Source organism: Mycobacterium sp. VKM Ac-1816D, from assembly GCF_000416385.1.
Lineage (GTDB): Bacteria > Actinomycetota > Actinomycetes > Mycobacteriales > Mycobacteriaceae > Mycobacterium > Mycobacterium neoaurum_A.
Genome location: NZ_AOHQ01000131.1, coordinates 210,825 through 237,713, shown reverse-complemented (window position 1 = coordinate 237,713; position 26,889 = coordinate 210,825). Strand labels below are relative to the sequence as shown.

Sequence of the window (26,889 nt, the reverse complement as noted above, 5' to 3'; positions counted from 1 at the left end):
GCTATTTACTCCTAGCGCTTCTTGCCGGTGCGCCGGCGACGGACGATGAGCTTGTCGCTCGCCTTGTTGGGCTTGCGGGTGCGGCCCTCGGGTTTACCCCAGGGGCTCACCGGGTGGCGGCCACCGGAGGTCTTACCCTCACCACCGCCGTGCGGGTGGTCGACCGGGTTCATGACGACACCACGGACGGTGGGGCGCTTGCCCTTCCACCGCATACGACCGGCCTTGCCCCAGTTGATGTTGGCCTGCTCGGCGTTGCCGACCTCGCCGACGGTGGCGCGGCAGCGCACGTCGACGCGACGGATCTCGCCGGAGGGCATACGCAGCGATGCGTAGCTGCCTTCCTTACCGAGCAGCTGGATGCTGACACCGGCAGAGCGGGCCAGCTTGGCGCCGCCGCCGGGCCGCAGCTCCACGGCGTGGATGACGGTACCGGCCGGGATGTTGCGCAGCGGCAGGTTGTTGCCGGGCTTGATATCGGCGTTCGGCCCCTGCTCGATGACGTCGCCCTGCTTCAGATCCTTGGGGGCGATGATGTAGCGCTTCTCGCCGTCCAAGTAGTGCAGCAGCGCGATGTTCGCGGTGCGGTTGGGGTCGTACTCGATGTGCGCAACCTTGGCGTTGACACCGTCTTTGTCGTGACGACGGAAGTCGATAAGCCGGTAGGCGCGCTTGTGGCCGCCACCCTTGTGACGAGTGGTGATGCGGCCGTGCGCGTTACGTCCACCCGTGCTGTGCAGCGGACGGACCAGCGACTTCTCCGGAGTCGAACGAGTGATCTCGGCGAAATCGGAGACGCTCGAACCGCGACGACCCGGGGTCGTCGGCTTGTACTTGCGAATTGCCATTTCTAAGTTCCTGAGTCTCTCTGCCTGCCGCTAGGCCGGCGCTCCGAACAAGTCGATCGGCTTGCTGCCTGCGGCCAGGGTCACGATGGCGCGCTTGGTGCTCTTGCGCGTGCCGTAGCCACTGCGGGTCCGCTTGCGCTTGCCGTTGCGGTTCAACGTGTTCACCGAATCGACCTTGACGGAGAAGATCTTCTCGATGGCGATCTTGATCTGCGTCTTGTTCGAATCCGGGTGCACGACGAACGTGTACACGTTGTCCTCGATCAGCCCGTAGGACTTCTCGGAGATGACCGGCGCGAGGATGATGTCGCGAGGGTCGGTGATCGTGGCCATCAGGCAGACACCTCTTCCTTCTTGGTGTGCGCGGTGATGTAGGCGTTCAGGGCCTCGACCGAGAACACCACGTCGTCGGCGTGCAGCACGTCGTACGCGTTGAGCTGGTCCGCCGAGATGACATGCACGCCGGGCAGGTTCCGCACGCTCTTCGCGCCGACCTCATCGCTGCGACCGATGACGATCAACACGTTCTTGTTCGTGGTGAGGCTGGCCAGGAACGACTTCGCCGACTTGGTCGACGGAGTCTGACCGGCCACCAGTTCGGTGACAGCGTGGATCCGATCGTTGCGAGCCCGGTCCGAGAGCGCCCCGCGGGTGGCGGCGGCGATCATCTTCTTGGGGGTCCGCTGGCTGTAGTCACGCGGCTTCGGTCCGTGCACGATGCCACCACCGGTGAACTGCGGTGCGCGGGTCGAGCCCTGACGGGCGCGGCCGGTGCCCTTCTGGCGGTACGGCTTCTTGCCACCACCGGAGACCTCGGCGCGGGTCTTGGCCGAATGCGTTCCCTGACGCTTCGCGGCCAGCTGTGCATTCACCACCTGGTGCAGCAGAGCGATGTTGGGTTCCACATCGAACAGGGCAGCGGGAAGTTCCACGGAACCGTCCGTCTTGCCGTCCGGAGTGTGAACGTCAAGCTTGAGAGCCATTACTTCTCACCTCGTTTGATCGCGGTGCGGACCACGACGAGTCCACCATTGCGTCCGGGGACGGCACCCTTGATCAGCAGTACGCCGTTCTCGGCATCGACCTTGTGCACCTTCAGGTTCTGGGTGGTGACGCGGTCACTGCCCATACGGCCCGACATGCGGGTGCCCTTGAAGACGCGGCCCGGGGTGGCGCAGCCACCGATCGAGCCCGGACGGCGGTGCACAGCCTGGGCACCGTGCGCGGCGCCCTGGCCGGCGAAGCCGTGCCGCTTCATGGTGCCTGCGAAGCCCTTGCCCTTGCTGGTGCCGGTCACGTCGACGTAAGCACCGTCGGCGAAGATCTCGGCGGTCAGCTCTTGGCCGACCTCGTAATCGGCGGCGGCGGCCTCATCATCGAGACGTAGCTCGGCGAGGTGGCGGCGCGGGTTCACACCGGCGGCGGCGAACTGACCGGTGACCGGCTTGTTCACCTTGCGCGGGCTGATCTCGCCGTAAGCGAGCTGCACGGCGCTGTAGCCGTCACGCTCGGTGGTACGGATGCGGGTCACCACATTGGGGCCGGCCTTGACGACCGTCACCGGGACGACTTTGTTGTTCTCGTCGAACACCTGCGTCATGCCCAGTTTGGTGCCCAGAATTCCTTTTCGTGCCATGAGTTCTGGAATCTCCTACTGGATATTGACGTCGACACTGGCCGGCAGATCGATGCGCATCAAAGCGTCAACGGTCTTCGGCGTGGGGTCGAGGATGTCGATAAGGCGCTTGTGGGTACGCATCTCGAAATGCTCCCGCGAGTCCTTGTACTTATGGGGAGACCGAATGACGCAGTACACGTTCTTCTCGGTCGGCAGCGGCACCGGGCCAACCACACTGGCGCCCGTACGGGTGACAGTCTCGACGATCTTGCGCGCCGAGGCGTCAATCGCCTCATGGTCGTAGGCCTTGAGCCTGATGCGGATCTTCTGTCCCGCCACGCTTCTCCTACCTCACTACTAACGGGCCCATGGTTGGGCCTTGTCTCTGGTCTGGCCCCGGTGTGCGCGCTCCGTGACCGGGGCGCGCGCAGCCTGTTGCCGCCGCTGTTTACCTGTCTCTGGTTCACCGACCCCCGCGCTCGGGTGTGTCGCCCTTACGCACATTCTTTCGCGTCGTATTCGTCGCGATCGAGGTGGGACCGGATGCATCCGCAAAGGACGCTGGTCGGTTGCCTCCATCCGGGCGAACCCGGCTCAAGGCAACCCGAACAGTATGCCTCAGATCCCGGCGTCCTACAAATCTCCATTTGACCAGGTCGGCCACTCCCCCGCCGGGCGCCGGGCCGGGGTGCTCGACGCACCGCGATCAGGCGATCTTACCGACGAGTAAGGTAGCGCAGCATGACGAGTCCCACCTACCGCGCGTGGCAGCAGTTGGCCGACAAACCGCTGGGTAGCCGGTTGTTCTCCGCGGCGGCGATGGTCCGAGTCCCCTATTTCGCCTCGGTACTCCCGCACATCCGCCGGATGGAGCCGGGACTGGCCGAGGTCGACGTGCCGAAGTGGTTCTACGTCTACAACCACCTGCACACCGTGCACGCGATCGCCTCGTGCAATGCCGCCGAGGTGGCGATGGGGATGGCCATGGAGGCGACCGTGCCGGCCACCCACCGGTGGATCCCGAAAGGGATGACGGTGCAGTACCTGGCCAAGGCGACGACATCGCTGCGCGCCACGGCCCGATTCAGCCCCCCGGACTTCGCCGTCATCACCGACGGCACCGAGATCGTGGTGCCGGTGCGCATCACCGACCGCGCAGGCACCGAGGTGGTGCACGCCGAGATCACGACCTGGGTGACTCCGGTCAGCTCGACGTCCTGACCGCACGGAAGCCGCCGGTGCGCTATCGACCCGGCAGCCCTGCCCAGAAATCGCATTGGTGCTCGGATCCGAAACTGGTGACCATCCGCGACCCGTCAGGCCGCAGGGACATCCAGGAAGCCGAGCCGCTGACCGCCGGCCAGTCCGGTGCGCCATCGACATCGGGTGCACCGGAACGGACGAATGCCGTCCAATAGTCGATCATCTGGTTCGACAACTGCTGCTGGTCAGGGCTCAGCGGCGGCGCCCCACCGACGTCGAACAGATAGCGCAGTTCCAGCGAGTGGCTGGCGCCGACCGGAAACGGCAACGTACGCATCGGTTCTGGAGTCGGCGGGCGGGGATCGTCGAACTGATAGCCGAAAACCGACCGACTCGATGCCAGTTGGTCGGCCATCCGTTCGGCGACACAGGCGAAGACGCCATCGGTCACCGCCGCCGAGTACGCCAGTGCCGCGCTGCCGCCGTACCTGTCCAGCGGATACCGGGCACCGACCGCCGCGGCGTCCGCGCCGAAGGTGTCGGCAAGCAGGTCGGGATATTCGCCGGCGTCGTACTGCCTGGCCCCGCGCAGGTACTGCAGGGCGGCGAAGAGGGTGAACTCGTCGCGATTGGTGCCGATCAGCACCGGCACCTCGGCCGCCCGACCGTCCCGGAACGCGACCATCGGGTCTTCGGGCAGGGTCGTGGTGCCGTAGACCGGTCCGCTGAGGGTGTCCTCGCCGATTCGGCCGTACCACACCGGTTTATCCACCTGATGGGCCGGCAGCCCGCGTAGACAGGCGGCAACGGCGGCCGGATCGGCACACCCCATATCGCGGGCGAAGTCGCTGCTGATCTTCTCGGCCCGGGGTAGCCCCACCTGCGCCTGGCACGGTCCGCTCTGGATGATCGCGGCCCGGAACAAGCCCTGCGACTCCGGCGCGACCAGGTGATCGCACACCGACATCCCGCCCGCCGACTCCCCGGCGATGGTCACCTTGTCCGGGTCACCACCGAACGCCGCGATGTTCTCGTGCACCCAGCGCAGCGCCGCCTGCTGGTCGGCCAGGCCGTAGTTGCCGACGCCGCCCGACTCCCCCAGCGCCGGATGGGCGAGAAATCCCAAGGCACCCAACCGGTAATTGAGGGTGACCACCACGATGTCACCACGGTCGACGAGCCAGCGGGCGTCGTACATGGCGCCGTTGCCGTTGATGAAAGAGCCACCGTGGATCCACACCATCACCGGCCGAAGGGTGTTCTCGGGTGCCGGCGTCCACACGTTGAGCGTCAGGCAGTCCTCATCGGTCTGCTTGCCGAACTCCACATCGCCGCTTTCGCCCTGCAGGCACCGCGGGCCGGTCTTGGTCGCGTCGCGGACGCCCTGCCATGGGGCGACCGGCTGCGGAGGCCGCCAACGCAGTGGACCGACCGGCGGTGCCGCATAAGGGATTCCCGCAAAATTGCGCTTGTCCAGGGTGGCCACCCCACGGACGAAGCCGTCGGCGGTCCGCACCACCGACGGGTCCGGCGGCAGCGATGCCCGCCCGCCGTCGCCGCCCAGTCCACACCCCGCGGCGAGCATCACGACCACCAGCAGCGCCAGCGTGCGGAGGACGGATCGCGACGACAGAAGCACGGATCGAGCCTACTGACGACGATTCGGACAATCTGGCCGTGTCGTCGACGGGGCCCGCCTAGACTCGGACTTGACAGCCGTCAAGACAGCACGAAGGAGCCCCGTGATGAGCACTCCGACCAAAGACGGCCGGGCCAGTGAGTACGCAAAGGTCTTCGTCGAGCCGAAGGCCTACGCCGACGATGCGCGGCTGCACGAGGCGATGGCCTACCTGCGCCGCCACGAACCCGTGGTCAAGGTGGAGTCTCGGCTGTATCGACCGTTCTGGGCCATAACCAAGCACGCCGACATCATGGCCGTCGAACGGGAGAACAACCTGTTCATCAGCGAACCGCGGCCACTGCTGGCCACCGCGGCCGCCGACGACCTGGCCAAGCAACAGCTGGAGGCAGGCATGGGCCTGCGCACCCTGATCCACATGGATGACCCACACCATCGCAAGGTGCGCGCCATCGGCGCGGATTGGTTCCGCCCCAAGGCCATGCGTGACCTCAAGGTTCGCGTCGACGAGCTGGCCAAGCGTTACGTCGACCGGATGCGCGATATTGGACCCGAATGCGATTTCGTCACCGCCATCGCGGTGCAGTTCCCGCTCTACGTCATCATGTCGCTGCTCGGGCTGCCTGAAGAGGACTACGAGCGCATGCACATGTTGACCCAGGAGATGTTCGGCGGTGACGACGACGAGTACAAGCGCGAAGGCGGATCCCTGGAGGACCAACTCGCCGTGCTGATGGACTTCTTCGCCTACTTCTCCACCCTGACCGCGTCACGACGGGCCAATCCCACCGAGGATCTGGCCTCGGCCATCGCCAACGGCCGCATCGACGGTGAACCGCTCTCGGATGTGGACACCGCCTCCTACTACGTGATCGTCGCCAGCGCCGGGCATGACACCACCAAGGACGCCATCTCGGGCGGCCTGCTGGCACTGATCGAAAACCCCGACCAACTCGACCGGCTGCGCACCCAACCAGATCTGATGGGCACCGCGGTCGAGGAGATGATCCGCTGGACCACACCGGTCAAGGAATTCATGCGCACCGCCACCGCCGACACCGAGGTGCGCGGGGTGCGCATCGCCGAGGGCGAATCCGTCTATCTTGCTTACGCTTCGGGCAATCGAGACGAGGACGTGTTCGACGAGCCGTTCCGCTTCGACGTCGGGCGCGAGAACAACAAGCACGTGTCTTTCGGCTACGGGGTGCACTTCTGCCTGGGGGCCGCTTTGGCGCGGATGGAGATGAACAGTCTGTTCACCGAGCTCATCCCGCGCCTGGACTCGATCGAACTGGCCGGCACCCCGGAGTTGTCGGCGACGACATTCGTCGGCGGGCTCAAGCACCTGCCGATCCGGTACTCGCTGCGCTAGCTTTTCCACCCCTGCCATGGGTGGCCAGGAAGCCGTCGACGGCGACCCTGGCCACCTGGTGGTAGTCGAAATCGGCCAGTGTGCTGAGCTTCCCGAGCACGATCGGGCCCAACAGCAGTGCCACGGCCTGCGCGCGGTCCACATCGCCGATTTGGGCGACCGCATCAGGGCTGGCAAAGATGGCGTCGAAGGGGGCCGCATACTGCTCGGCCACCCGCTCGCGCAGCGTCCGCACCTCATCGCTTTCCGCTTCATGGTCTCCCCTGGGCCACCAAGAGGGCTCCAGCCCGCCGCCGAGGGCAAGCCATGACGTCGCCGCCAGGCTGATCGGTGCCTCGACGACCAACGTCGCGAAACCGTCGAGCGCGGCGATCAACCGATCGCGCAGCGAGCCGCCCTCCGGCGGCAGCGGCACGGGCGGGATGAGTGCATGAAACGCCGCCGCCAACAGGTCGTTCCCGCTGGGAAAGTGCCGGTACAGGGTGGCTCGGGCGACATTGGAGGCACGGATGACGGCGTCGACGGTGACCGCGCTGGGCCCGCCGGTACGCAGCAATGTGGTCGCAGCGTCCAACAACCGCGCCCGCGAGCGCGCCGGCCGTGGGTCGGTGTGCACCGTCGACATCGCGATTCTCCCTCCCACCAGCCGTACGAGACTGTTAGTCTCGAAACAAGACGATCAGTACCAAAAATAACGCACTCGTCGAAAGCGGGGACATGGTCGATACGCTCAGCGAGGCCGACCACGCCACCGGCTCGATGCCGCAGCCGTCTGCCGCCGCGCGCCGCTGGACCCTCACCGTAGCGTGTCTCGGTGTCCTCCTTGTCATCTCGTCGATGATCGGGTTGAACACCGCGTTGCCGGATCTGGCGACGTCGACGTCGGCCACCCAAACCGAGCTCACCTGGATCGTCGACAGCTACACGTTGGTGCTGGCCTGCCTGTTGCTGCCCGCCGGCGCGCTCGGGGACCGCTACGGCCGCCGCGGTGCCCTACTGGTGGGGTTGTCCGTGTTCGGGATCGCCTCGATCGCGCCGGCCATCTGGTCGGATCCACTACACCTCATCATCGCGCGTGGCGCCGCCGGAGCCGGTGCCGCACTGGTCATGCCGGCGACCCTGTCGCTGATCACCACGGCGTACCCGAAAGACCAGCGCAACAAGGCCGTCGGCATCTGGGCCGGCGCCGCCGGTTCCGGCGCGATCATCGGAATGCTCGGGTCGGGCGCCATCCTGCACTTCTGGTCCTGGCAGATGATCTTCTGGGCCTTCACCGCCGCCGCCGCGGCGTTGTTCCTCCTCGCCCTGACGATCGCCACGTCCAAGGAGTCCGTGGCCACCCCGCTGGACTGGGTCGGTGCGGTGTTGATCGGCAGCGGGGTCGCGGCGGTGGTGTTCGCCATCCTCGAGGTACCCGCCCGGGGGTGGTCCGATGCACTGGTGATCGGGTGCCTGTCCGCCGGCGTGGCACTGGTGGTGGCCTTCGCGGTATGGGAACTGCGCTGCGGGCACCCGCTTCTGGACATCCGACTGTTCGCCGACCCCGCCTTCGCCACCGGAGCGGCCACGATCACCGTCTTCTTCCTGTCGATGTTCGGCTACTTCTTCATCATCGTGCAGCACATGCAACTGATCCTCGGCTACACCCCGATCAAGACCGCCATGGCGTTGACACCACTGGTCGGCCCGGTGCTGCTGCTGTCGACCACGGCGTTCTGGTACCTGCCCCGAGTCGGTCTGCGGGCGGTGGTGTTCACCGGGTCCACCCTCGTCGCCATCGGATTCGCCTTGATGAGCGGTGTTTCGCTCGGAGACGGTTACGGCGCCATCGGATGGCCCATGCTGGTGATGAGCGCCGGCATCGGATTACTCACCACGCCGGCCACTTCGGCGATCATGAGCACGGTGTCCGATGACAAGCAGGGCGTGGCATCGGCGGTCAACGACACCACCCGCGAGGTGGGCGCCGCGCTGGGCATCGCCTTGGCCGGATCACTGCTCGCCGCGAAGTACACCGATGCACTTGCCCCGGCGCTGCCCGCCGATCTCCCGCTACCGGTGCGCGAGGCGGTGACCGGATCTCTGGGCCAGGCCTTGGAGGTCTCGGCCACCCTCGGGCCACGGGGCGCCTCGGTAGCCGAACTGGCCGAGTCGGCATTCGTCGAATCGATGAGCTCGGCGCTACTGGTGATGGCGCTCGTGGTGGGAATCAGCGCGGTGGTCCTCGGATTCTGGGCCCCCGGGCGCGACGGCCGCCAACTGGCAGTCCTGCGCGGCCTGCGTGGTACCGGCAAGCATCGCCGCTAACCGGCGACGAACGGCGCGACCCGGTGGCCGATCATCGCGATGCTCGCGTGCGGACCTCGTGAGGTGATGGTGGGCATCACCGAACCATCGGCGACCCACAGCCCGTCGACCCCGAGCACCCGGCACTGCGCGTCGAGAACCGAGCCCATCGGGGCGGTACCGCAAAGATGTTGGGTGGTAGACCAATTGGCTTCGACGTCACCGAGACCGGCGAGATCACGCGCCAGCTCGGCGCCGTCCCGCAAGGCGGCGACATCTGCGGCCACCGAGTCGTAATGGTGTTCGATCGTGGGCGCGACCAGCGGATCGGCCGACACCAATGTCAGCTTGCCGCGAACCCGGGGGCGCATCAGCGCCACGCCCAGATGCGGCGGATCCGACGGCAGCTCACCGACCATCTCAGCGAAACCTGATGTGTAGAGCCGGATGTCGACATCCCCGACCGACAGCGATGCCTCCAGGGGGGTACGTCCGGACGTCGCGGGCCACCGCGTCGGCAGCAGCCACTCAGGATGGTCGGCGAAGTTCTGTCCGACCGGGAGGTCGACCCGCACCGGCACCCCTGCCCGCGACAGCGCCTCGGCAGGTCCGCACCCCGAGAGCATCAGCAGTTGTGCGGTGGAGATGGCACCCGCGCACAGTACGATCCGGTCGGCTTCCCACACCGCCGCCCCATCGGGCCCGACCACCTGAACACCGACCGCCCGGTGCCCGGTGAACCGGACCGCCAGCACGCGGGTTCCGGACTGCAGATCCAGGTTGGGACGGTCCAACGCCGGTGACAGCGCCATCGCACCCGGTCCACACCGCTGACCGTCGACGACGTTGAGCGGGACGGCCCCGACCCCGTCCCCGGTATGTGTCCCGTTGAGGTCATCGATCCAGCCGAAGCCATGAGCCAACGCGGATTCGACGAATCGCTCTGTGCCGGCGCTGAATCGGCGGGTACGGACAACCGGGATCGGACCATCGGCACCGTGCAGCGGCCCGGTGAAGTCATGATCGGTCTCGATGGCGCGGAAATCCGGCAGGACATCGTCCCAGGACCATCCCGGCAGCTTCCACCCGTCGAAATCTGTCGACCGGCCCCGGCAGAAGTAACCGCCGTTGATGGCCCCCGATCCCCCCACCACCGCGCCCCGCACCAGGCTCACCGGTCTGGCCGGGTGATCGGTCAGCACGGCCGAGAAGCGGGCCGCGACCGGACTGGCCGGCTCGATCGGTAGTCGATGGGCTGCCCGCAGCTCCGTACCGTCGGCGAGAGGCCCCGCCTCGAAGAGCGTCACCTGGCAATCGGGGTCGCGGGAAAGCCGCTCGGCCAGAAGAGAACCGGCGCTACCGGCTCCGACGATGACGACGCGCACGGGCCGCTCAGGTACGGATCTGCGGTTTGAGCGCACCGAGGTGTCGCTCGCGGACCACACCTGTCCACAGCCCCAGCCCGTAGGCGATGTCGTCGAGACGCTTGAGCACCAGATAACCCAGGAATCCGACCCGCCGGGTGTCCTCGGGGATGCTGTTGTTCCGGCTCACCCAGTCGACCAGGCCGTCCAGAACCGCCGCGGTCAACACCACCCGCCGGCAACGCCGGAACAACACCCCCGCCACGAGGGCGACAGGCCAGTAATGCCGACAGATCGCCGAGGCGACCTGCAGCGCCGCGCCCCACAGTCCGTGCACCGTCATGGTAGCGACATCGCGGGGAGCCGTCTCGACGGTCTCCAGTGAGGTGGCCACCCGACGGCCGAACAGCACCGCGATCACCGCGGCCGCACAGTACCCCAGCGGTGATCCCGTCGCCGCCAGCATCCACAACAACAACACCCAGCGCGAAACCACCATCGGCGCCGTCTTGCCAGGGTGCCGCACCGACAACGGCGCGGCAGACTCTCCGTAGAAGGCCTTGCGCGCGAACCATTCCCGCAAGTGTGTCCGGTGGTCGTGCCCGACGAGCGCGATGGGCTCGTAGCGCAGCCGCGCGCCCGCCTCCACCAGCCGCCAGCACAGGTCGACATCCTCGCCGGAGCGTAACGTCTCGTCGAATCCGCCCACGTCGATCAACGCCGAGCGACGGCAGATGATCGCCGCGCTCGGCACGTAGGCCACCGATCCCAGCGGGACGACGGGCGCCTCACGCATACCGAGATCGAGCGAGGAACGCACGGCCTCGTAGCGGGCGAGCAGATTCTCCGGTTCGCGCAGACTCACGATGCGCGGCGCCACCAGGGCGACGGCCGGGTCGCAGAAGTGGCCGAGCAGGGCCTCCAGCCAGCCGCGCCGGGGCACCACATCGGAGTCCAGGAAGGCCACGAAATCGGTGTCACAGACCCGCAGGCCGGTGTTACGGGCGGCGGCGGGACCCCGGCTCTGCTGGTGGCGCACGACCCGTACCGGGCAGTGCGCCCCGGCGAAGTCCACTTCCGAGATCGGCACCGTCGATCCGTCGTCGACCACCACGATCTGCATGTCACGCAGTGACCTGACCAGTCGGCTGACCCCGAAGATGTTGTTGCGCACCGGAATCACCACGGTGACATCGTGATGCGATGGGCCCGTCGCCGGGCGCGGATGGGCCACGGTGGCGTCGAGTAGTGCGCGCGCCAACTGCGCCGACAGCGCGTCGTGGACTTCCAGGCGGCCTTCGTCGAGCATCGTCTGGGCCACCGGAGCCAGCCTCAGCAGCCGCGTGGGGGAACCACCGAGCAAGGCCGAGCCGGCGCCGAGCACCTTGACCCGCCGATCGACCTGGACGACGAATCCGTCCGGCAGCCGCGGCCCCGTCATGTCAGCATCCCCCGTTCGTTCGGTGCCCACGCCGACAGTTTGCGGGCACACTCGTCGACCATAGCGGCAACGTATCTGGCGCCGTCGGCCTCCGTGGCGGTGGTGGCGTCGCCCAGCACGCCGACCGCGCTCACCGCGGCGATCCCGCCCGCCCGCATGGCAGGCAGCAATTCCGGCAGCGGGGCGCTGTTTCCGGGCACCACGGCGTCCCTACGCACGTCAGCGGGTGAAATATGCAGCAGTATCGAGGTTTCGGTGTGCCCGGCGTGCGCATCGGCGCCGCGCACCGCGCAGGAACACCACCCGGCATCGCGACCCTCGTAGCGCAGCGTGGTGACCGCCCCGGCCAGCGCGTCGACATTCCCCCCGTGGCCGTTGACGAAGACCATCCGGCCTGCCCAGATCCCGGCCGACCGGCCGTACTCGATCAACACCTGCCGCAGGGCGGCGGTGCCGATCGAGATGGTGCCCACGAAGCCCTCGTGCTCACCGCTGGCGCCATAGTTGAGCGCGGGTGCCAGCAGCCAGCCGTCGCCCAGCCTGGCCGCCAGCGCCCGTCCGACGACCTCGGCGATGCGGGTGTCGGTGTCCAACGGAAGGTGCGGTCCGTGCTGTTCGAGGGACCCGACCGGAATGATCAGCGCCGGCCTGTCGCCGGATGTGCCACCGACGAGTCCGGTCGACGTCTCGCTACCGAGCTCGGCGGGTAAAGCCACCCGCCGATGGTAGGCCCAGTTCACCTGTGATGCATCGATTGTTGGCGCATGCGACGGAAATCGTGGTGGACCTGTCGCCCAGTCGGCGGACATTCGGTCACGTCCGTAACGGCAGCCACGCCCGTCTCATCCAGGCCGCGACCGTCAGACGCCCAGGGTGCGGGTGAAGCCCTCCGGGATCAGCACATCCTCACGGGTGAGGTCGTGGATGGACGACTTGCCCAGGCCCCGCATCGCGGAGTCGATACCCCCGGACAGGATGTCCAGGACGTTCTCGACACCGGCCTGGCCGTTGGCCGCCAGACCCCACAGATAGGCCCGCCCGATCAGCACCGCGCGCGCACCCAGAGCGACGGCCTTGACGACATCGCTACCGCGGCGGATACCACCGTCGAGCAGGACCTCGACCTGGTCGCCGACGGCATCGGCGATGGCAGGCAGGCAGCGGATGGCGGCCGGAGTGCTGTCCAGGTTGTTGCCGCCGTGGTTGGACACCGTGATCGCCGAAACCCCGGCGTCCACAGCGCGTTTGGCATCGTCGACCCGGACCATGCCCTTGAGCAGGAACGGACCGCCCCACTGTTCACGCAGCCAGGCGACATCCTCCCAGGTGGGCGGCGGGGTGCCCATCCATTGGCCGTAGGCCTCGAAGAAGGTCGGGCCGGGCTCGCCGGGCCGCCCCTGGTTGGGGACCCGCAGGTCCGGCGGACGCAGGTGCTTGGCGAAGCTGAAGAACCAACGGGGTTTGGTGATGACCTCCGGGCTCATCTTGATCATGGTCTTCAGATCCATCTGCTCGGGGATCTTGGGGCTACCCCAGTCCCGGCCGTGGCTGAAGCTCCAGTCCGTGGTGAGGATCAGGCCCTTGGCTCCGGCAGTGCGGGCGCGCTCCATCCGGGCCAGGATGTCGTCGCGGCTACCCAACCAGTAGATCTGGAAGAAGATCTTGTCGTTGACGGCGGTGACTTCCTCCATCGGCTTGCTGGCGAACGACGACAGTCCCATGGCGGTGCCGCGGGCGGCGGCGGCACGGGCGACGGCCACCTCTCCGTCGGGGTCGACGGCCTGCACGCCAGTCGGCGAGATGATGACAGGCATCGAAATGTCCTGTCCCATAACGGTGGTGGACATCTCCCGCTTCTCGGTGGCACCGATCACATGGGGCGCGAAGCCCAGTTCGGAGAACGCCTCGACATTGTCGGAGACCGAGACGCCCTTCTCGCTGGCCGAGATCAGCGAGGAGTAGGCAGAGCGCGGTAGCCGCTTTTTCGCACGCTGTTGGGCGATGGCAACGGTCTCGAACCAGGTATCACGGGCCATGATCTCTACACAGGACTTTCGTTACAGAACTTCTTGGGCGGGACGGTCAACAACTTCAACGGAATCGGACCTTTCCTCCCGCCGGCGCGGGAGTGGTCGACACTGGACTTGGGCTTGTCGCGCTCGGCGGCCAGGGCGGGCTCGCCGTAGCCTTGGACGCATTCGGGGTCTGGCCCGTCCATCGGCAGACCGGTGAAGAACTTGGCGGCCATGCAGCCACCCCGGCACGCGTCGTAATGGTTACAGCTGGCGCAGGCACCGGCCGACTGCGGCTCGCGCAGTTCGTTGAACAGCACCGAGTTCTGCCACACATCTTTGAAACCGTTGCTGGTCAAGACATTTCCGGCCAGGAACTTGTCGTGGATCGCGAACGGGCAGGCGTACACGTCACCCACCGGGTCGATCAGGCAGACCACCCGGCCGGCGCCGCACAGGTTCAGCCCGGCCAGTGCGCCCGGTTCCCCGAGACCCGACAGGTGGAAGAAGGAGTCACCGGTGAGCACGCGCTCGCCGTGGGCCACCAGCCAGTTGTAGAGCTCGACCTGCTGGGCCGGGGTCGGGTGCAGCTCGTCCCAGACGTCGGCCCCTCGACCGGAGGGACGCAGCCGGGTGATACGCAGAGTCGCGCCGTAAGTGTCTGCCAGCGCCTTGAATTCGTCGAGCTGGCCGACATTGTGGCGGGTCACCACCACCGAGATCTTGGCGTCCTTGAAGCCCGCCTCGCGCAGGTTTTCCAGGGCGCGGATCGCCATCGCGAACGAGCCGGGTCCGCGGACCTCGTCGTTGACCTCGGCGGTCGCGCCGTCCAGCGAGATCTGCACGTCGACGTAATCGCTGGCGGCCAGCTTCGCGGCCACCAACTCATCGATGCGCACACCGTTGGTGGAGAACTTGACCCCGACGTGATGCTCGGTCGCGTAGTCGACGAGCTCCCAGAAGTCCGATCGGACAGTCGGTTCGCCGCCGCCGATGTTCACATAGAACACCTGCATGCGTTCCAGCTCGTCGATGATGTCCTTGCACTGTTGGGTCGACAGCTCACGCGGGTCGCGCTTGCCCGAGGACGACAGGCAGTGCACACACGACAGGTTGCACGCGTACGTCAGTTCCCAGGTCAGGCAGATCGGCGCGTCGAGGCCGTGCTCGAACTGCTCGACGAGCTTGGGAACCTTGGTCGGCTCGGCGACCTTGACGGGAGCAAGCGCCGGGGGCAGGACGGCGGTCATTTAAGTCTCCTTGGCGACGAGCATGTTGGACTTCACCAGCACACTGAGCGCATGTAGATAGGGGCCTTGGGCGGCGTCGTCGATACCGGCGGCGCGACAGGCGGATCGGACATCGGGGTGCTCGGGCAGCGAGTTGACCACCGCGACGATCGTCCGGTTCTTCAGGAAAGACAGCTTGCGGGTACCGAAGTGGTACAGCAGCGCCCCGAACGGCTCCGGCCGCACCGCCACCTGGTGGTGCAGCCGCCAGCCGCGATCGGGATCGAACGCCACTGCATCAGCAGTGGGTGCGGTCACGATCAGTAGACCCCGCACATACCGTCGATGGAGACCTCTTCGACGAGCGATTCGGTGACGAGTTCGGTGGTGTTCTCGGCCTGCTGGTTCTGGTCCATGTCATACCTTTCTAGGCTGTTACCAGGTCACCATGTTCGATGAGTGTGACCTGTGTCGCACACAATATGGCATCCAGTGCACAAATGGAAGGGGTGGTTCACGTGGCGTCTCGCGTCGGCCGGCGCCCGTCGACCAATCAGGACCACATCACCGACGTCGCACTCGAGTTGTTCACCACCCATGGCTTCGACGAGGTCAGCGTCGACGATGTCGCCAAGGCCGCCGGCATCGCCCGTCGGACCCTGTTCCGCTACTACCCGTCCAAGAACGCGATCCCCTGGGGAGATTTCGACGCCTATCTCAACCACATGCGCCAACTGCTCGACGACGCCGACCCGACCGCGGGCGTCGGCGAGGCGTTGCGCACCGCACTGCTGGCGTTCAACGAGTTCGACGATAAGGACCGGCACCGTCGCCGTATGCGTTTGATTCTCAAAACCGATGCCCTACAGGCACATTCGATGACGATGTATGCAGGCTGGCGCGCCGTGGTCGCGGACTACGTCGCCCGCCGCCGCGGTGAGCAAGCCGACGGTCTGGTTCCCCAGACAGCCGCGTGGACCCTGCTGGGTGTCGCGCTGACCGCCTACGAGCAGTGGCTGGGTGACGAGTCGGTGTCACTGGCCCGGCTGCTCGGCGACTCCTTCGATGTGGTGGGCCGCGGGCTGACCGAACTGTGATTTGTGGAGTCTCGCCCGCGCTGGTTGCGGGCGAGACTCCACAAACCGCGAGAAATTGGGGTGTCGGAGTTGAGGCCCCGGCGGCGACGATATGGGTGTGAGCGTCCACACCGAACCGCGCGACGCGCCCCGGGAGCTCCTGGAGCTCTATGACGAGGCGCTACCTGTGGTGTACGGATACTTCACCCGGCGCTGCGGTGATCGCGCAACCGCCGAAGATCTGACGTCGGAGACGTTCCTGGCGGCCATGGATGCCGCCCGCCGGTCAGCGCCGCCGCCGATCACGATGCCCTGGCTGGTGGGGGTGGCCAGACACAAACTGGCCGACCACTACCGCCGCAGGCACGACAGATTCACCGTGCCGGTCGCCGATCTGCCGGACACCGACCCGGTGGACGACTGGGACATCGAGCTGGACCGCATCGTCGCCGAGTCGGTGCTCGCACACCTGCCCGAACATCACCGCACCGTGCTGGCATTGCGTTATCTCGACGACTGCTCGGTACCCGAATGCGCACAGCTGCTCGGGCGGACCGTGCACGCGACCGAAGCCCTGCTGGTGCGCGCCCGCCGCGCTTTTCGAACGCACTACCCGACACCGGAAGGAGGCACCCCATGATCGATGAACCAGATCCGTTGACCGCACTGCGCGGTGACGAGCTTCCGGTGGCTCCCGATCCGGCGTTCGCGGCCCGGCTGCGCGGCCGCCTGGAATCGGCCCTCACCCTCCCCCACCACACCCGAGGAGTCCAGATGAGTGGCACCGATACCGCCATCGGCGACCTGAACAACGCCGAGGCCGCCGTCGCCGGTATGCCCCGCCCCGCAGCGCTGCCCTATCTGTCGGTCCGCGATGCGCGCACTGCCATCGACTGGTACGTCCACGCACTGGGCGCCACACTGCTGGGCGACCCGATCGTGATGGACGACGGTCGGGTCGGGCACGCCGAACTCAGCATCGGCGCGGGCGTGCTCTACCTGGCCGACGAATTCCCCGAGATGGGCCTGAAAGCACCCGCCCCGCAGTCGGTCTCGGTGAGCCTGATGCTGCAGGTGCCGGACACCGATGCGGCGCTGCTGCGCGCGGCCGGTCGCGGCGCGACCGTCGAGCGGCAACCCTACGAGGCGCACGGGTCGCGCACCGCGACCATCATCGATCCCTCCGGGCACCGGTGGATGCTGACCGGACCGGTGACCGGTGCCGCGGTCAGCATCCAGCACGGCGATGTCGGCGTCGTGTCGATATGCACCCCCGACACCGAGCGCGCCGCAACCTTCTACGGTCGGGTGCTCGGCTGGGAGTTCGACGCGGCGGCCGACCGGGTGACCAACACCGCCACCCGAATCACGCTGTCCCGCAGCGCGGGAACCACGACGATGCGCTGCTGCTATGCCGTCGACGACCTGGCCGGCACCCGTCAGGCGATCATCTCCGGCGGCGGGGCGGTGGGAGTCGAAGCCGAGTCCGGGTACGGCACGACGCTCGACGCGACCGATCCTTCCGGTGCGCCGTTCGCGGTGTACCGCCCCGCGCCCGGCACCCCGCGCCCGGAACTCAACGGCACGGGCCCGGGCGACCTTTCGTACATCACCTACCACGCGCAGGACTCCGCGGCATTCCGGGCGTTCTACAGCCGATTCCTGTTCTGGACCTTCGACACCGGCCGCGTTGCGGACGGCTGGGAGATCCAGGGCGCCCACCCGATGGCGGGCATGGTGGGCGGCCAGGATCGACCTGCGGCCGTGCCGATGTGGACCGTCACGGACATCGACGCGGCGACCGAGCGGGTCCGTGCCGCCGGCGGCACGATCGTCGATGAACCGTCGACGCAGTCCTACGGGCGCTCGGCGCTGTGCACCGACGACCAGGGCAGCGTGTTCTACCTCGGCGAGCTCTGAGCGATCAGTCGAGGACGTCGGCGATGGGAGCGCCCGCGGCGATCTTGCCGCGGGCCTTCATCACCTTGCCGGGCATGCCGCCGCCGACCACCGCGGTCAGCACACCATCGCGCTCGTAGTAGGCGAGGAACTTACGGCCGTCGTCACTGACCAGGTGCACGACATCATCGGCGGCCGGCTCACCGAGACACTGGATCTTGACGTCGTACTGGTCGCTCCAGAAATAGGGAACGGAGACGGCCGCCGACGCGGGCTCCCGGCCCAGCAGCGCGGGCACCAGCACGCGCGCCTGCTCGGCGACGTTGCTCCAGTGCTCGACGCGCTCCTGATGGCCCGCCTCGGTTCGCCAGGAGGCCACATCGCCGATGGCCCACACGTGTTCGACTCCTGTGCGGCCGGCCGAGTCGCACACCACACCGTTGTCCACCTCGACACCGCTGCCGTCGAGGAAGCCGGTGACCGGACGCGATCCGATACCGACGACGACGATGTCGGCGTCCAGTTCGGTGCCGTCGGAGAGCACCACCTTCTCGACCTTGCCGTCACCGGACACCGAATCGACGCCGACACCGCAGCGCACCTGCACACCCTCGGCCTCGTGCAGCCGGGTGACCAACGCGCCGATCGTCTCGCCGAGCACCGAGGCCAGCGGGGTGGGCTGCGGCTCGACGATCACCACGTCGACGCCGAGCTGGCGCAGGCTGGCCGCGACCTCGCAGCCGATGAACCCGGCGCCGATGATCACCGCATTGCGGGCGCGCGCGGCATGCTCACGCAGTTCGGCACTCTCGCCGAGCGAACGCAGCACCCGGATGCCCTCGAGGTCGGGAAAGGACGGAATCCGCTTCGGCTCAAGGCCGGTCGCGATGACGAGCTCGTCGTATCCGAGCGTCGAGCCATCGGCCAGCGTCAGGGTCTTGGCCGCGGTGTCGACAGCGGTGACACCGTTGCCGAGCCGCAGCGTGATACGTGCCTCGTCGTAGAACTCCTGAGGCTTGAGCACGACATCGTGCTCGGCATTGCGCAGCACCTCTTTGGACAGCGGCGGCCGGTCATACGGCAGGTGCTGCTCATTGCTGACAATGGTGATCGGGCCGTCGTACTCGGCGCGACGGAGCTGTTCGGCGGTGCGGGCACCCGCCAGGCCGCCGCCGACGATGACGATTCCACCAGTATTTGCCACGTGGGACTTCATACACCACCAGCGGCCCGGGTGGTCCGCCTACCCCGTCAGGATCTGCCGCGTTCGATGAGGTTGGACAACACCACGATGCTCTCACTTCGCTCGATATCGGCGCTGGCCCTGATCCGTTCCAGCGCGTCCTCCAGATGTCGCATATCGCGCGCCAGCACATGCAGAATCGCGTCCGCCGTTCCGGTGACCGTCGCCGCGCTCACCACTTCTGGGATGTTCACCCACGCCTGCCGCAACTCCGCGGGCGCGATGGTGCCGTGGCAGTACACCTGCACATAGGCCTCGGTGGTCCAGCCCAGCGCCTGCCGATCGACCACCGCGGTGAAACCACGGATCACCCCCGTGTCGAGCATCCGGTCCACCCGGCGCTTGACCGCGGGAGCGGACAGATTCACCCGCTCGCCGATCTCGGCGAATGTCGCGCGGGCGTGGTCGGTCAGCTCGGCGATGATGCGCTCGTCGACCTCGTCCATCCACATCCCCTCGTCGGCGCAACGAATGTGCATCTTGCCCTGTAATCCGCAATCAATCTCCATACTATACGCAATACATGGCGATTGATTGTGTCCTTCGAGGTCAATATCGTCATGATCATGACGGTTTCCGACCTCAGCACCGAAACCACCCGCCGAGCCCGCACCCGCCGATTTGTCATGACCGCACCCGCGCACTTCGCGGTGGAATACGCGATCAACCCGTGGATGAACCCCGCCATCGGAGTCGATGTCGACCGGGCCGTCGCGCAGTGGGAGGTCTTGCGGCGCACCTATACCGACCTCGGACACACCGTCGAACTGGTCGACCCGGTCCCCGGCCTGCCGGACATGGTCTACGCCGCCAACGGCGGACTGGTGATCAATGGTCACGCGATCGTCGCCAATTTCACCTATCCCGAGCGCGCGGCCGAGGCCGACGCCTACTGCGCATGGATGAGCGCTGCCGGCCTGCAGCCGCGGCGGACTCGACACCACAACGAGGGACAGGGCGATCTCCTGGTAGCCGGGACGACGGTGCTGGCGGGTTACGGTTTCCGCACCGACCGCCGGGCCCACGACGAGATCGCCGCGATCACCGGCCTGTCGGTGCTGAGCCTGGAACTGATCGATCCGCGCTTCTACCATCTCGATACCGCACTCACGGTGCTCACCGACGGCCCGTCCCCGCTGATCGCCTATTACCCGCCGGCATTCAGCGATGACGCACTTGCCCTGCTGCGCAGCCGCTTTCCCGACGCGCTCACGGTCGGTTCCGCCGACGCGTTCGTGCTGGGCCTCAACGCGGTGTCAGACGGTCGTCATGTGGTGCTGCCGGCGGCCGCGACGGGATTCGCCGCGCAGCTGCAGGACGCGGGATTCCACCCCGTCGGTATCGAGCTCTCCGAGCTGCTCAAGGGCGGCGGGTCGGTGAAGTGCTGCACGCTGGAGATCTTTTCGTGAACGTGATCGCCGACCACCGCGCCACCGCGGCGGCCATCGAACTGGACGGTCGCCACGTGGCACACAACTATGCACCGCTACCGGTGGTTGCCGCCTCGGCGACGGGCGCCTGGATCACCGATGTGGAGGGCAACCGCTACCTGGATTTTCTGGCCGCGTACTCGGCAGTGAATTTCGGCCACCGCCATCCGCTGATCATCGCCGCCGCGCACGCCCAGCTCGACCGACTCACCCTGGTGAGCCGGGCCTTCCACTCCGACCGGCTCGGTCCGTTCTGCGCGGCCCTGGCACAACTGTGCGACAAGGACATGGTGCTGCCGATGAACAGCGGTGCCGAAGCGGTCGAGAGCGCCATCAAGGTTGCCCGCAAATGGGGCACCGACGTCAAGGGCGTTCCGCCGGGTCGGGCCGAGATCGTGGTGGCACACAACAATTTCCACGGTCGAACCACCACGATCGTCAGCTTCTCCGACGACCCGGCCGCGCGCGACGGATTCGGACCCTTCACCCCGGGCTTCCGTGCCGTCCCATTCGGCGACGCCGATGCGGTGGCCGACGCGATCGGCGAGAACACCGTCGCGGTCCTCGTGGAGCCCATCCAGGGCGAGGCGGGCATCATCGTGCCACCCGACGATTTTCTGCCGAGGGTCCGGCAACTGTGCACGCAGAACAACGTGCTGCTGATCGCCGACGAGATCCAGTCGGGCCTGGCCAGGACGGGGCAGACCTTCGCCTGCGCACACTGGGATGTGGTGCCCGACGTGTACCTGCTCGGCAAGGCGCTCGGTGGCGGCGTGCTTCCACTGTCGGCGGTGGTGGCCGACTCAGATGTCCTCGGCGTGCTGCACCCCGGTGAGCATGGTTCGACCTTCGGTGGGAACCCGCTGGCGGCAGCGGTCGGCTCGACCGTGGTCTCGATGCTGCGCACCGGCGAATACCAGTCCCGGTCAACCGAACTCGGTGCACGGCTGCATGCAAGGTTGCCCGAGATCCCCGGGGTCACCGCGGTCCGCGGTAAGGGCTTGTGGGCCGGGGTGGACATCGATCCGGCACTGGGAACCGGCAAGCAGGTGAGCCGGCGGCTGGCCGAACGGGGCGTTCTGGTCAAGGACACGCACGGCCATACCCTGCGGCTGGCTCCGCCGCTGGTGGTCACCGCCGACGAGATCGATTGGGCGCTGGACAGATTCGCCGACGCGCTGGCTAGTACTTCATGACGCCACGGTCGACGGCGATCTGACTGCCCGACAGGGTCGCCGAACCGTCGCCGGCCAGCCATGCGACCACATTGGACACCTCCTCGGGCGCCATGAAGGCGGCCAACCCTTCGCTCTTACCGTCGGTGACCCGGTGATACGGCATCGGCGCGAAACTGTGCAGGAAGCTGGGATGCTTGGCGAACATCGCCCCCATCGCCTCCGGCTCGATCATCGGTGTGTCGATCGAGTACGGATGGATCGAGTTGACCCGGATACCGAATTCGCCTACCTCGAGGGCCAGCGAGTTGGTCAGCGCCGTGAGGCCGTGCTTGGAGGCGGCGTAGTGGGCGTTGCCGGGGGTGGCTTTCACGCCGGCCGAGGAGCTGACGATGATGATCGATCCGCCGTTACCCGCCTCGATCATGGCGGGCACGGTCGCCCGGATGGTGCGCCAGGTGCCGTTGAGGTTGACGTCGACGACGGTGTCCCACTGTTCGGGGGTCAGCTCCCAGATCCGGCCCCAGCTCAACACTCCGGCGTTGGCGACCACCACATCGAGGCGACCGAACTGTTCGATGGTGTCGGCGACGAGCTGTTGCTGGGCTTCCAGATCACGGATGTCGACGGCCCGCGAGAGCACCTTTCGTCCGGTGGCTTCGACCGCGCGCACCGTCTCGGCGAGATCCTCGGGAGTGGCGGCCGGGTAGGTGACCGTCGGAGAAGCGGGCGCACAGATGTCGGAGGCGACGATGTCGGCACCCTCGTTGGCCAGCCGCACCGCGTGCGCTCGGCCCTGACCGCGCGCGGCCCCGGTCACGTATGCCACTCGGCCTTCGAGTGCCTTCTCTGCCGCCATGACCGGTCCTTCCTCGTACGCCGAACTCACGAGGGCCAAGGCTAGCAGCCAAACTGGAACGTGTTCTAGTATTTCCGCGCGCTACAGCTCGGCGATGATCTGCTGGCGTTTGGCGGTGTACTCCTGATCGGTGATCGCACCGGTGGCCCGCAGCGTCTCCAACTCCTGCAACCGCTGCGCGGTACTGATCGAGGGAGCCGCCTGCGCCGCCGCGGCGGGCGTTTCGGGTGCGGCCGCACGCCGGCCGGCCGCACGCCGCACCACGGCCTGCACCTGTGCGCGCGCGACAGGGTTGTCACGCAAGTCCACCATGCTGTTCATCCCGATGCCGTTGGCCTTGAGGATCTGCAGGATCTCCATCAGCGGCTCCACCTGACCGGACAGATCGTAGGTCCGGTTGTCCTCGGCGACCGAGAACGTCGCCGGCATCAGACCGGTGATCAAACCCGACCTGTTCCAGTCGATCTGGAACTTGCGCGTCGCAGGATCGACCAGCACCACCAGCCGCCGTGCGGTCAGCATCGGCAACCGCTCCACTCCGGCGATCACCTGATCCTCGGCCGCGAACGGTGCCATGCCGGGCCCGGCGATGTTCAACTGCAGTCGCACCAGCGGTCGATCGTTGATGCGGGTGTTCGTCTCGGCCAGACCGGTGATGGTGGCCAGCGCGAGTACCCCGTCGGCTTCCAGCGCCTCGGCGCGGGCCTGCGCGTTGGCCCCGTAGGCCGCCAGGCCAAGGGCGGCCAGCACGTCCACCGCGGTGATCAACAGACCCACCCAGAACATCCACTTCATCAGCTCGCTCTGGCCGGTGGCGAAGTAGACAGCCAGGAATATCGGACCCACGAGCCCACCGCACAGCAGAACCCACGCTTGGGCCTTGACATAACGCCACACCATGGCGCGCTCCTCACCTCGACGGGCACAGAGTAGCGGGGACGAATGCCAGTCCAAGCCCGCTGCTCAGGACAGGCCATGCGAATGCGCCTAACATATGGCGATGTCCGCCATCTGGCTGACCTAGACGTGAATGTTTGGTAAGAACATGCCTGTGCCCAGGAGCGGCCACGATCTCGCGGCCGACGTGTCCGAGCGGCAGGTCGTCAACGGCGCACAGGAAATTGCAGTCATCCTGCTCAACTGCGCCACCCTGGTCGCCTGCGGGAGCGCATTACTGCTGCCCGGCACCCCGGAGAACTCGGTCGGTGTCATCGGACTTGCCCTGCTGGTGTGGTGGGCGATCTACCGGTTGCTGACCCGCTCCACGGCACCACTGCAACTGTCCATCGACTTCGGGTACGTGCTGGCTGTCTCGGCCACCGTCCCGGTGTTCGGCGTCGACCCGCAGTTGCTCTACACCAACTCCGTCCCGCAGGTGATCGCCGGCACCGGGGTCATCTGTGCAGCCCTCGCGGCGCCGCCGAAATGGAGTCTGCCTGCGGCACTGGCCATCACGGCGGCCTACGCCGCGGGGTGCGCGCAGGTGATCGGCTGGGACCGCGTTCTCTACCTTCCGACGATCTACTATGTGCTGCCCATCCAGTGGGTGGCCACCACGGTACTGGTGCTGACCGCGCGCGCCGTCGCGCGCCGAGTCGACCGGGTACGCAGCGACAACAACGAAGCGGCCCTGCGCGACGCCTTGACCGCCGCGATGCGCGACAACGAACTCGAGCACATGGCGCTCGTGCACGACACCGCGGCCTCCACCCTGCACCTCGTCGGCGAGGGCGCCAAGATCTCCCCCGACCGCATCGCCGCGCAGGCACAACGCGATCTGGCGCTGTTGGCGCAGGACAACCCGGGCAATCCTCCGCACGCCGAGATGGACATCGTCGCGGCGTTGCGGGCCGAGATGGGCCATGTCAGCACCCCGGTGGACATCACCGGGGTGCCCGAACTGGTGCTGGCGGGCAGAGCCGCTCATGCCGTCGTCGCGGTGGTACGCGAGTCACTGAACAACGCCGAACGGCACGCGCGCGCAACACGAATCACCATCGACATCACGCCGTCGCGCATCACCGTCACCGATGACGGCATCGGTTTCGACACCATGCGCACCAGCCTGGGCCATGGGGTTGCCGAGTCGATCGTCGGCCGGATGCGTCGCGCAGGGGGCACTGCCTCGGTACGGTCGGCACCCGGCGCCGGCACCGTCATCACGCTCACCTGGGATCGCGCACGCACACCGGCCGACCACTCGCTACCCGCTGATGTCGACCAGCTGACCGAACGCATCCTGGTCCGATTCGGCATCGCGATCGTCGCGATCGCCGTGCTGCAGCTCGCGGTGGCCGTCCCGAACACCGCATTCCGTACCCCGAATCCGGGTGTGCACCTAATCCTCGGCGCGATCGCGGTCCTGGTGGCCCTCGGCGCACTACCCACGGTGCTCGGTCGGGGGCCCGACCTGACGATTCCCGCCATCGCCACCATGGGGGTGGTGGTCTGCGCCCAGTCCCTGCTGCTGCCCCACGATCAACTCGGCAGCCCCATCCAGTGGACGCTGTCGGCGACCACGCTGTGCGTCCTGCCCTACCTGCTGCGCAGACCGTGGCAGGTCTCGGTATCGGTGATGGTGCTGTTCTGGCTGACCACCGGGATCCTCAACTATGTCCAGCATCCCGGCATGGCAGCGGCATTCAACCTCGCTCTACATACCGCCGGGGTTTTCGTCGTGCAGCTGCTGGTGCTGGCATTCCCGGCGTGGATGCGTCGCGCCCACGCCACCGCAGTGCAGGAGAGCCGGGAACGCTGGGCCCAGGATGCCCAGCGGCGCATCGCCGAAGCGTTGCACGAGAACTACATCCGGCGTAACTCAGAGCTGGTCCAGGGCGTCTTTCCGCTGCTGCAGACGCTCAGCACCGGCACCATCGACGCCGATATCCGGTGGCGCGCGCGCATCGAGTCACGCCGGCTCCGGCTCTACATCTACCAGGCCCGCACGGCCGGTAATCCGCTGGTCTCCGACCTGCGCCCCGCCATCGATGCCGCCGACCAGCGCGGGGTGGTGGTATCGCTGAGCACCGACCACGAGCTACCCGAGCTCGGAGCCGAGGAACGCCGCCGGCTGTTGGAACCGGTGGCGACCACGCTGGCGACGGCCACCCGGCACGCCAGGGTGGGGCTGGTGGCGGCACCCGATGAGATCGTCGCGAGCATCATCTGCGACAGCAGCGGCGCCGATGTCACATCGCGTCCCGGTGGCCCGGGCTCACCGCGGGTCGAGGTCACCGAGATCGACGACACGATCTGGGTCAGCGTCCACCACCGGCTTCATGACGCAGACCGCGACGCGGTCGCCACCGACGACGTGCGCGTCGACATCGCCTGAACGTCCGGATATCTACCGAGGCGACAATTCAGTTAGCCATAACTTCATCTTGGGCAACAAACAGCCCGCTCGAGTAGTACAGTCCTCCTACGGGGACGGGGCGCGGACCACTTGCTGGAACGCTGATTTGTGGGTGAAATGCATGATGGAGACGGTAATTCGCGGGGCGGGGAGCATGACAGACGCCGTGTCGGTGGTCTTGATCGACGACCATGACGTGATCCACGCCGGAGTGCGGGCGTGGTTTGCCGAAATGGATCCGCCGATCGAACTCGTCGCCGAATACTCCCATCCGAAGACATTCCTGACCGATCACCCCGAGGGTGGGCAGGATATCGAGGTCGTGCTGTTCGACCTGCAATACGACCGGTTCCAGCCGGAGTTCGACACTCTGCGCGAGGTCTGCGAGGCCGGGCATCGGGTGATCGTCTACTCGCATATGGCCACCGACGAAGTGATCCTGACCAGCCTCGATGCCGGTGCCAGCACCTTCCTGGCCAAGAGTGAGGACAAGCAGCACCTCTTCGACGCGATCTACGCCGCACGGGCCAACTCCCCCTATGTGGGGCCGCGAATGGCCAAGGCTCTGTTCAACGACCGGACCGTCGGACGACCCGGCCTGAGCACCCGCGAACGCGAAGTCCTGATCGCCTGGTTCCAGACCGAGAACAAGGAGTTCGTCGCCAAGCGACTGTTCATCGAACCGTCCACGGTACGAACGCATCTGCAGCGCGCCCGGGCGAAGTACGCCGCGGTCGGACGGCCCGCACCCACCAAGGCGGCGCTCATCGCACGCGCGGTGCAAGACGGGATCCTCAGCATCGAGGATCTCTAGTCGCCCTCGCCGTCCTTCAGGACAAC

28 protein-coding genes are annotated in these 26,889 nt (G+C 67.0%); 10 read left to right on the top strand and 18 right to left on the bottom strand.

Translation table 11 applies throughout. The features are described from left to right. Positions 1 to 11: 11 nt before the first annotated feature. From rplB to rpsJ, 5 genes are read right to left on the bottom strand one after another with little or no spacing between them, the layout of a single operon-like run. Positions 12 to 848: a 50S ribosomal protein L2 gene (gene rplB / locus G154_RS10910; RefSeq protein ID WP_019514047.1), complete on the bottom strand. Its 837-nt coding sequence runs from the start codon at positions 846 to 848 to the stop codon at positions 12 to 14. Between the two features lie 30 nt (positions 849 to 878). Next, positions 879 to 1,181: a 50S ribosomal protein L23 gene (gene rplW, locus G154_RS10905; RefSeq protein WP_019514046.1), complete on the bottom strand. Its 303-nt coding sequence runs from the start codon at positions 1,179 to 1,181 to the stop codon at positions 879 to 881. Next, positions 1,181 to 1,831, bottom strand: a complete 651-nt coding sequence (gene rplD / locus G154_RS10900) for a 50S ribosomal protein L4 (RefSeq protein WP_019514045.1) — start codon at positions 1,829 to 1,831, stop codon at positions 1,181 to 1,183. The genes rplW and rplD overlap by 1 nt, the downstream gene beginning before the upstream one ends. Continuing rightward, a complete protein-coding gene (gene rplC, locus G154_RS10895) occupies positions 1,831 to 2,484 on the bottom strand; it encodes a 50S ribosomal protein L3 (protein WP_019514044.1) in 654 nt (217 codons plus the stop codon). Before rplC ends, rplD begins: the two co-directional genes overlap by 1 nt. 15 nt (positions 2,485 to 2,499) lie before the next feature. Then, a complete protein-coding gene (gene rpsJ / locus G154_RS10890) occupies positions 2,500 to 2,805 on the bottom strand; it encodes a 30S ribosomal protein S10 (protein ID WP_003883485.1) in 306 nt (101 codons plus the stop codon). Between the two features lie 402 nt (positions 2,806 to 3,207). On the opposite strand from rpsJ, the gene G154_RS10885 reads away from it, so the two are divergent. Beyond that, on the top strand, positions 3,208 to 3,687 hold the full coding sequence (locus tag G154_RS10885) for a hotdog fold domain-containing protein (RefSeq protein WP_019514043.1): 480 nt from the start codon (positions 3,208 to 3,210) through the stop codon (positions 3,685 to 3,687). A 22-nt stretch (positions 3,688 to 3,709) separates the two neighbouring features. Here the strand turns inward: G154_RS10885 and G154_RS10880 are convergent, their stop codons facing one another. Further along, positions 3,710 to 5,254 carry a carboxylesterase/lipase family protein gene (locus tag G154_RS10880; protein WP_045546439.1) on the bottom strand — a complete coding sequence of 515 codons (1,545 nt, stop codon included), beginning with the start codon at positions 5,252 to 5,254 and terminating at the stop codon, positions 3,710 to 3,712. Between the two features lie 160 nt (positions 5,255 to 5,414). Between G154_RS10880 and G154_RS10875 the strand changes: the two genes are divergently transcribed. After that, on the top strand, positions 5,415 to 6,680 hold the full coding sequence (locus G154_RS10875) for a cytochrome P450 (RefSeq protein WP_019514041.1): 1,266 nt from the start codon (positions 5,415 to 5,417) through the stop codon (positions 6,678 to 6,680). Here G154_RS10875 and G154_RS10870 read toward each other — a convergent pair. After that, positions 6,646 to 7,305, bottom strand: a complete 660-nt coding sequence (locus G154_RS10870; protein WP_019514040.1) for a TetR/AcrR family transcriptional regulator — start codon at positions 7,303 to 7,305, stop codon at positions 6,646 to 6,648. The genes G154_RS10875 and G154_RS10870 overlap by 35 nt on opposite strands. Positions 7,306 to 7,397: 92 nt before the next feature. Here G154_RS10870 and G154_RS10865 point away from each other — a divergent pair, with 92 nt between their 5' ends. Beyond that, entirely contained in the window at positions 7,398 to 8,987 is a 1,590-nt protein-coding gene (locus G154_RS10865; RefSeq protein WP_019514039.1) for an MFS transporter, read from the top strand. Here G154_RS10865 and mftG read toward each other — a convergent pair. The 7 genes from mftG to mftA form a co-directional block, all read right to left on the bottom strand. Next, positions 8,984 to 10,351, bottom strand: a complete 1,368-nt coding sequence (gene mftG, locus G154_RS10860) for a mycofactocin system GMC family oxidoreductase MftG (protein ID WP_019514038.1) — start codon at positions 10,349 to 10,351, stop codon at positions 8,984 to 8,986. The genes G154_RS10865 and mftG overlap by 4 nt on opposite strands. 7 nt (positions 10,352 to 10,358) lie before the next feature. Beyond that, on the bottom strand, positions 10,359 to 11,771 hold the full coding sequence (gene mftF / locus G154_RS10855) for a mycofactocin biosynthesis glycosyltransferase MftF (protein WP_019514037.1): 1,413 nt from the start codon (positions 11,769 to 11,771) through the stop codon (positions 10,359 to 10,361). After that, positions 11,768 to 12,511, bottom strand: a complete 744-nt coding sequence (mftE, locus tag G154_RS10850) for a mycofactocin biosynthesis peptidyl-dipeptidase MftE (RefSeq protein ID WP_019514036.1) — start codon at positions 12,509 to 12,511, stop codon at positions 11,768 to 11,770. The genes mftF and mftE overlap by 4 nt, the downstream gene beginning before the upstream one ends. A gap of 120 nt (positions 12,512 to 12,631) precedes the next feature. Further along, positions 12,632 to 13,807 (bottom strand): pre-mycofactocin synthase MftD, encoded by a 1,176-nt coding sequence (mftD, locus tag G154_RS10845; protein WP_019514035.1) that lies wholly within the window; start codon positions 13,805 to 13,807, stop codon positions 12,632 to 12,634. 5 nt (positions 13,808 to 13,812) lie between these two features. Further along, positions 13,813 to 15,033 (bottom strand): mycofactocin radical SAM maturase, encoded by a 1,221-nt coding sequence (mftC, locus tag G154_RS10840; protein WP_019514034.1) that lies wholly within the window; start codon positions 15,031 to 15,033, stop codon positions 13,813 to 13,815. Beyond that, complete coding sequence (gene mftB, locus G154_RS10835; protein WP_023985333.1) at positions 15,034 to 15,348, bottom strand: mycofactocin biosynthesis chaperone MftB; 315 nt, start codon at positions 15,346 to 15,348, stop codon at positions 15,034 to 15,036. Then, positions 15,333 to 15,428, bottom strand: coding sequence for a mycofactocin precursor MftA (mftA, locus tag G154_RS25980; protein ID WP_019514032.1), 96 nt, complete (start codon positions 15,426 to 15,428; stop codon positions 15,333 to 15,335). The genes mftB and mftA overlap by 16 nt, the downstream gene beginning before the upstream one ends. 66 nt (positions 15,429 to 15,494) lie before the next feature. Here mftA and mftR point away from each other — a divergent pair, with 66 nt between their 5' ends. The 3 genes from mftR to G154_RS10820 all read left to right on the top strand — a co-directional run bounded on the left by mftR (position 15,495) and on the right by G154_RS10820 (position 18,008). Continuing rightward, positions 15,495 to 16,109: a mycofactocin system transcriptional regulator gene (mftR, locus tag G154_RS10830; RefSeq protein ID WP_019514031.1), complete on the top strand. Its 615-nt coding sequence runs from the start codon at positions 15,495 to 15,497 to the stop codon at positions 16,107 to 16,109. A gap of 91 nt (positions 16,110 to 16,200) precedes the next feature. Then, positions 16,201 to 16,728, top strand: a complete 528-nt coding sequence (locus G154_RS10825; RefSeq protein ID WP_019514030.1) for an RNA polymerase sigma factor — start codon at positions 16,201 to 16,203, stop codon at positions 16,726 to 16,728. Beyond that, positions 16,725 to 18,008, top strand: a complete 1,284-nt coding sequence (locus tag G154_RS10820; RefSeq protein WP_019514029.1) for a VOC family protein — start codon at positions 16,725 to 16,727, stop codon at positions 18,006 to 18,008. Before G154_RS10825 ends, G154_RS10820 begins: the two co-directional genes overlap by 4 nt. A gap of 4 nt (positions 18,009 to 18,012) precedes the next feature. Here G154_RS10820 and G154_RS10815 read toward each other — a convergent pair whose 3' ends face one another. Further along, positions 18,013 to 19,203 carry an NAD(P)/FAD-dependent oxidoreductase gene (locus tag G154_RS10815; protein WP_019514028.1) on the bottom strand — a complete coding sequence of 397 codons (1,191 nt, stop codon included), beginning with the start codon at positions 19,201 to 19,203 and terminating at the stop codon, positions 18,013 to 18,015. A 35-nt stretch (positions 19,204 to 19,238) separates the two neighbouring features. Continuing rightward, positions 19,239 to 19,682: an Lrp/AsnC family transcriptional regulator gene (locus tag G154_RS10810; RefSeq protein ID WP_031601337.1), complete on the bottom strand. Its 444-nt coding sequence runs from the start codon at positions 19,680 to 19,682 to the stop codon at positions 19,239 to 19,241. A 114-nt stretch (positions 19,683 to 19,796) separates the two neighbouring features. Here G154_RS10810 and ddaH point away from each other — a divergent pair, with 114 nt between their 5' ends. Together ddaH and rocD are read left to right on the top strand one after the other, a co-directional pair. Then, positions 19,797 to 20,639: a dimethylargininase gene (gene ddaH, locus G154_RS10805; RefSeq protein ID WP_031601336.1), complete on the top strand. Its 843-nt coding sequence runs from the start codon at positions 19,797 to 19,799 to the stop codon at positions 20,637 to 20,639. Beyond that, positions 20,636 to 21,856, top strand: coding sequence for an ornithine--oxo-acid transaminase (rocD, locus tag G154_RS10800; RefSeq protein WP_019514025.1), 1,221 nt, complete (start codon positions 20,636 to 20,638; stop codon positions 21,854 to 21,856). Before ddaH ends, rocD begins: the two co-directional genes overlap by 4 nt. On the opposite strand, the gene G154_RS10795 is transcribed toward rocD, so the two are convergent. After that, entirely contained in the window at positions 21,843 to 22,694 is an 852-nt protein-coding gene (locus G154_RS10795; protein WP_023985328.1) for a mycofactocin-coupled SDR family oxidoreductase, read from the bottom strand. The two genes, rocD and G154_RS10795, sit on opposite strands and share 14 nt — an antisense overlap. Before the next feature lie 81 nt (positions 22,695 to 22,775). Then, complete coding sequence (locus tag G154_RS10790; RefSeq protein WP_019514023.1) at positions 22,776 to 23,594, bottom strand: SHOCT domain-containing protein; 819 nt, start codon at positions 23,592 to 23,594, stop codon at positions 22,776 to 22,778. Between the two features lie 145 nt (positions 23,595 to 23,739). Here G154_RS10790 and G154_RS10785 point away from each other — a divergent pair, with 145 nt between their 5' ends. Beyond that, positions 23,740 to 26,028: a sensor histidine kinase gene (locus tag G154_RS10785; protein WP_023985327.1), complete on the top strand. Its 2,289-nt coding sequence runs from the start codon at positions 23,740 to 23,742 to the stop codon at positions 26,026 to 26,028. Positions 26,029 to 26,203: 175 nt separating this feature from the next. Beyond that, positions 26,204 to 26,863 carry a response regulator transcription factor gene (locus G154_RS10780; protein WP_019514021.1) on the top strand — a complete coding sequence of 220 codons (660 nt, stop codon included), beginning with the start codon at positions 26,204 to 26,206 and terminating at the stop codon, positions 26,861 to 26,863. Positions 26,864 to 26,889 lie beyond the last annotated feature (26 nt).

What these genes read in the sequence shown, in the direction of transcription:
- G154_RS10790 (WP_019514023.1), bottom strand. Translation starts at nt 23,594, where the DNA reads ATGGTGTGGCGTTATGTCAAGGCCCAAGCGTGGGTTCTGCTGTGCGGT.
- G154_RS10880 (WP_045546439.1), bottom strand. Translation starts at nt 5,254, where the DNA reads ATGCTCGCCGCGGGGTGTGGACTGGGCGGCGACGGCGGGCGGGCATCG.
- mftF (WP_019514037.1), bottom strand. Translation starts at nt 11,771, where the DNA reads ATGACGGGGCCGCGGCTGCCGGACGGATTCGTCGTCCAGGTCGATCGG.
- G154_RS10810 (WP_031601337.1), bottom strand. Translation starts at nt 19,682, where the DNA reads ATGTGGATGGACGAGGTCGACGAGCGCATCATCGCCGAGCTGACCGAC.
- G154_RS10815 (WP_019514028.1), bottom strand. Translation starts at nt 19,203, where the DNA reads ATGAAGTCCCACGTGGCAAATACTGGTGGAATCGTCATCGTCGGCGGC.
- G154_RS10875 (WP_019514041.1), top strand. Translation starts at nt 5,415, where the DNA reads ATGAGCACTCCGACCAAAGACGGCCGGGCCAGTGAGTACGCAAAGGTC.
- G154_RS10820 (WP_019514029.1), top strand. Translation starts at nt 16,725, where the DNA reads ATGATCGATGAACCAGATCCGTTGACCGCACTGCGCGGTGACGAGCTT.
- G154_RS10780 (WP_019514021.1), top strand. Translation starts at nt 26,204, where the DNA reads ATGACAGACGCCGTGTCGGTGGTCTTGATCGACGACCATGACGTGATC.
- G154_RS10825 (WP_019514030.1), top strand. Translation starts at nt 16,201, where the DNA reads ATGGGTGTGAGCGTCCACACCGAACCGCGCGACGCGCCCCGGGAGCTC.
- G154_RS10795 (WP_023985328.1), bottom strand. Translation starts at nt 22,694, where the DNA reads ATGGCGGCAGAGAAGGCACTCGAAGGCCGAGTGGCATACGTGACCGGG.
- G154_RS10885 (WP_019514043.1), top strand. Translation starts at nt 3,208, where the DNA reads ATGACGAGTCCCACCTACCGCGCGTGGCAGCAGTTGGCCGACAAACCG.
- mftC (WP_019514034.1), bottom strand. Translation starts at nt 15,033, where the DNA reads ATGACCGCCGTCCTGCCCCCGGCGCTTGCTCCCGTCAAGGTCGCCGAG.
- rplB (WP_019514047.1), bottom strand. Translation starts at nt 848, where the DNA reads ATGGCAATTCGCAAGTACAAGCCGACGACCCCGGGTCGTCGCGGTTCG.
- mftA (WP_019514032.1), bottom strand. Translation starts at nt 15,428, where the DNA reads ATGGACCAGAACCAGCAGGCCGAGAACACCACCGAACTCGTCACCGAA.
- G154_RS10785 (WP_023985327.1), top strand. Translation starts at nt 23,740, where the DNA reads ATGCCTGTGCCCAGGAGCGGCCACGATCTCGCGGCCGACGTGTCCGAG.
- mftD (WP_019514035.1), bottom strand. Translation starts at nt 13,807, where the DNA reads ATGGCCCGTGATACCTGGTTCGAGACCGTTGCCATCGCCCAACAGCGT.
- rplC (WP_019514044.1), bottom strand. Translation starts at nt 2,484, where the DNA reads ATGGCACGAAAAGGAATTCTGGGCACCAAACTGGGCATGACGCAGGTG.
- G154_RS10865 (WP_019514039.1), top strand. Translation starts at nt 7,398, where the DNA reads ATGGTCGATACGCTCAGCGAGGCCGACCACGCCACCGGCTCGATGCCG.
- rplD (WP_019514045.1), bottom strand. Translation starts at nt 1,831, where the DNA reads ATGGCTCTCAAGCTTGACGTTCACACTCCGGACGGCAAGACGGACGGT.
- G154_RS10870 (WP_019514040.1), bottom strand. Translation starts at nt 7,305, where the DNA reads ATGTCGACGGTGCACACCGACCCACGGCCGGCGCGCTCGCGGGCGCGG.
- rplW (WP_019514046.1), bottom strand. Translation starts at nt 1,181, where the DNA reads ATGGCCACGATCACCGACCCTCGCGACATCATCCTCGCGCCGGTCATC.
- mftR (WP_019514031.1), top strand. Translation starts at nt 15,495, where the DNA reads ATGGCATCCAGTGCACAAATGGAAGGGGTGGTTCACGTGGCGTCTCGC.
- ddaH (WP_031601336.1), top strand. Translation starts at nt 19,797, where the DNA reads ATGACGGTTTCCGACCTCAGCACCGAAACCACCCGCCGAGCCCGCACC.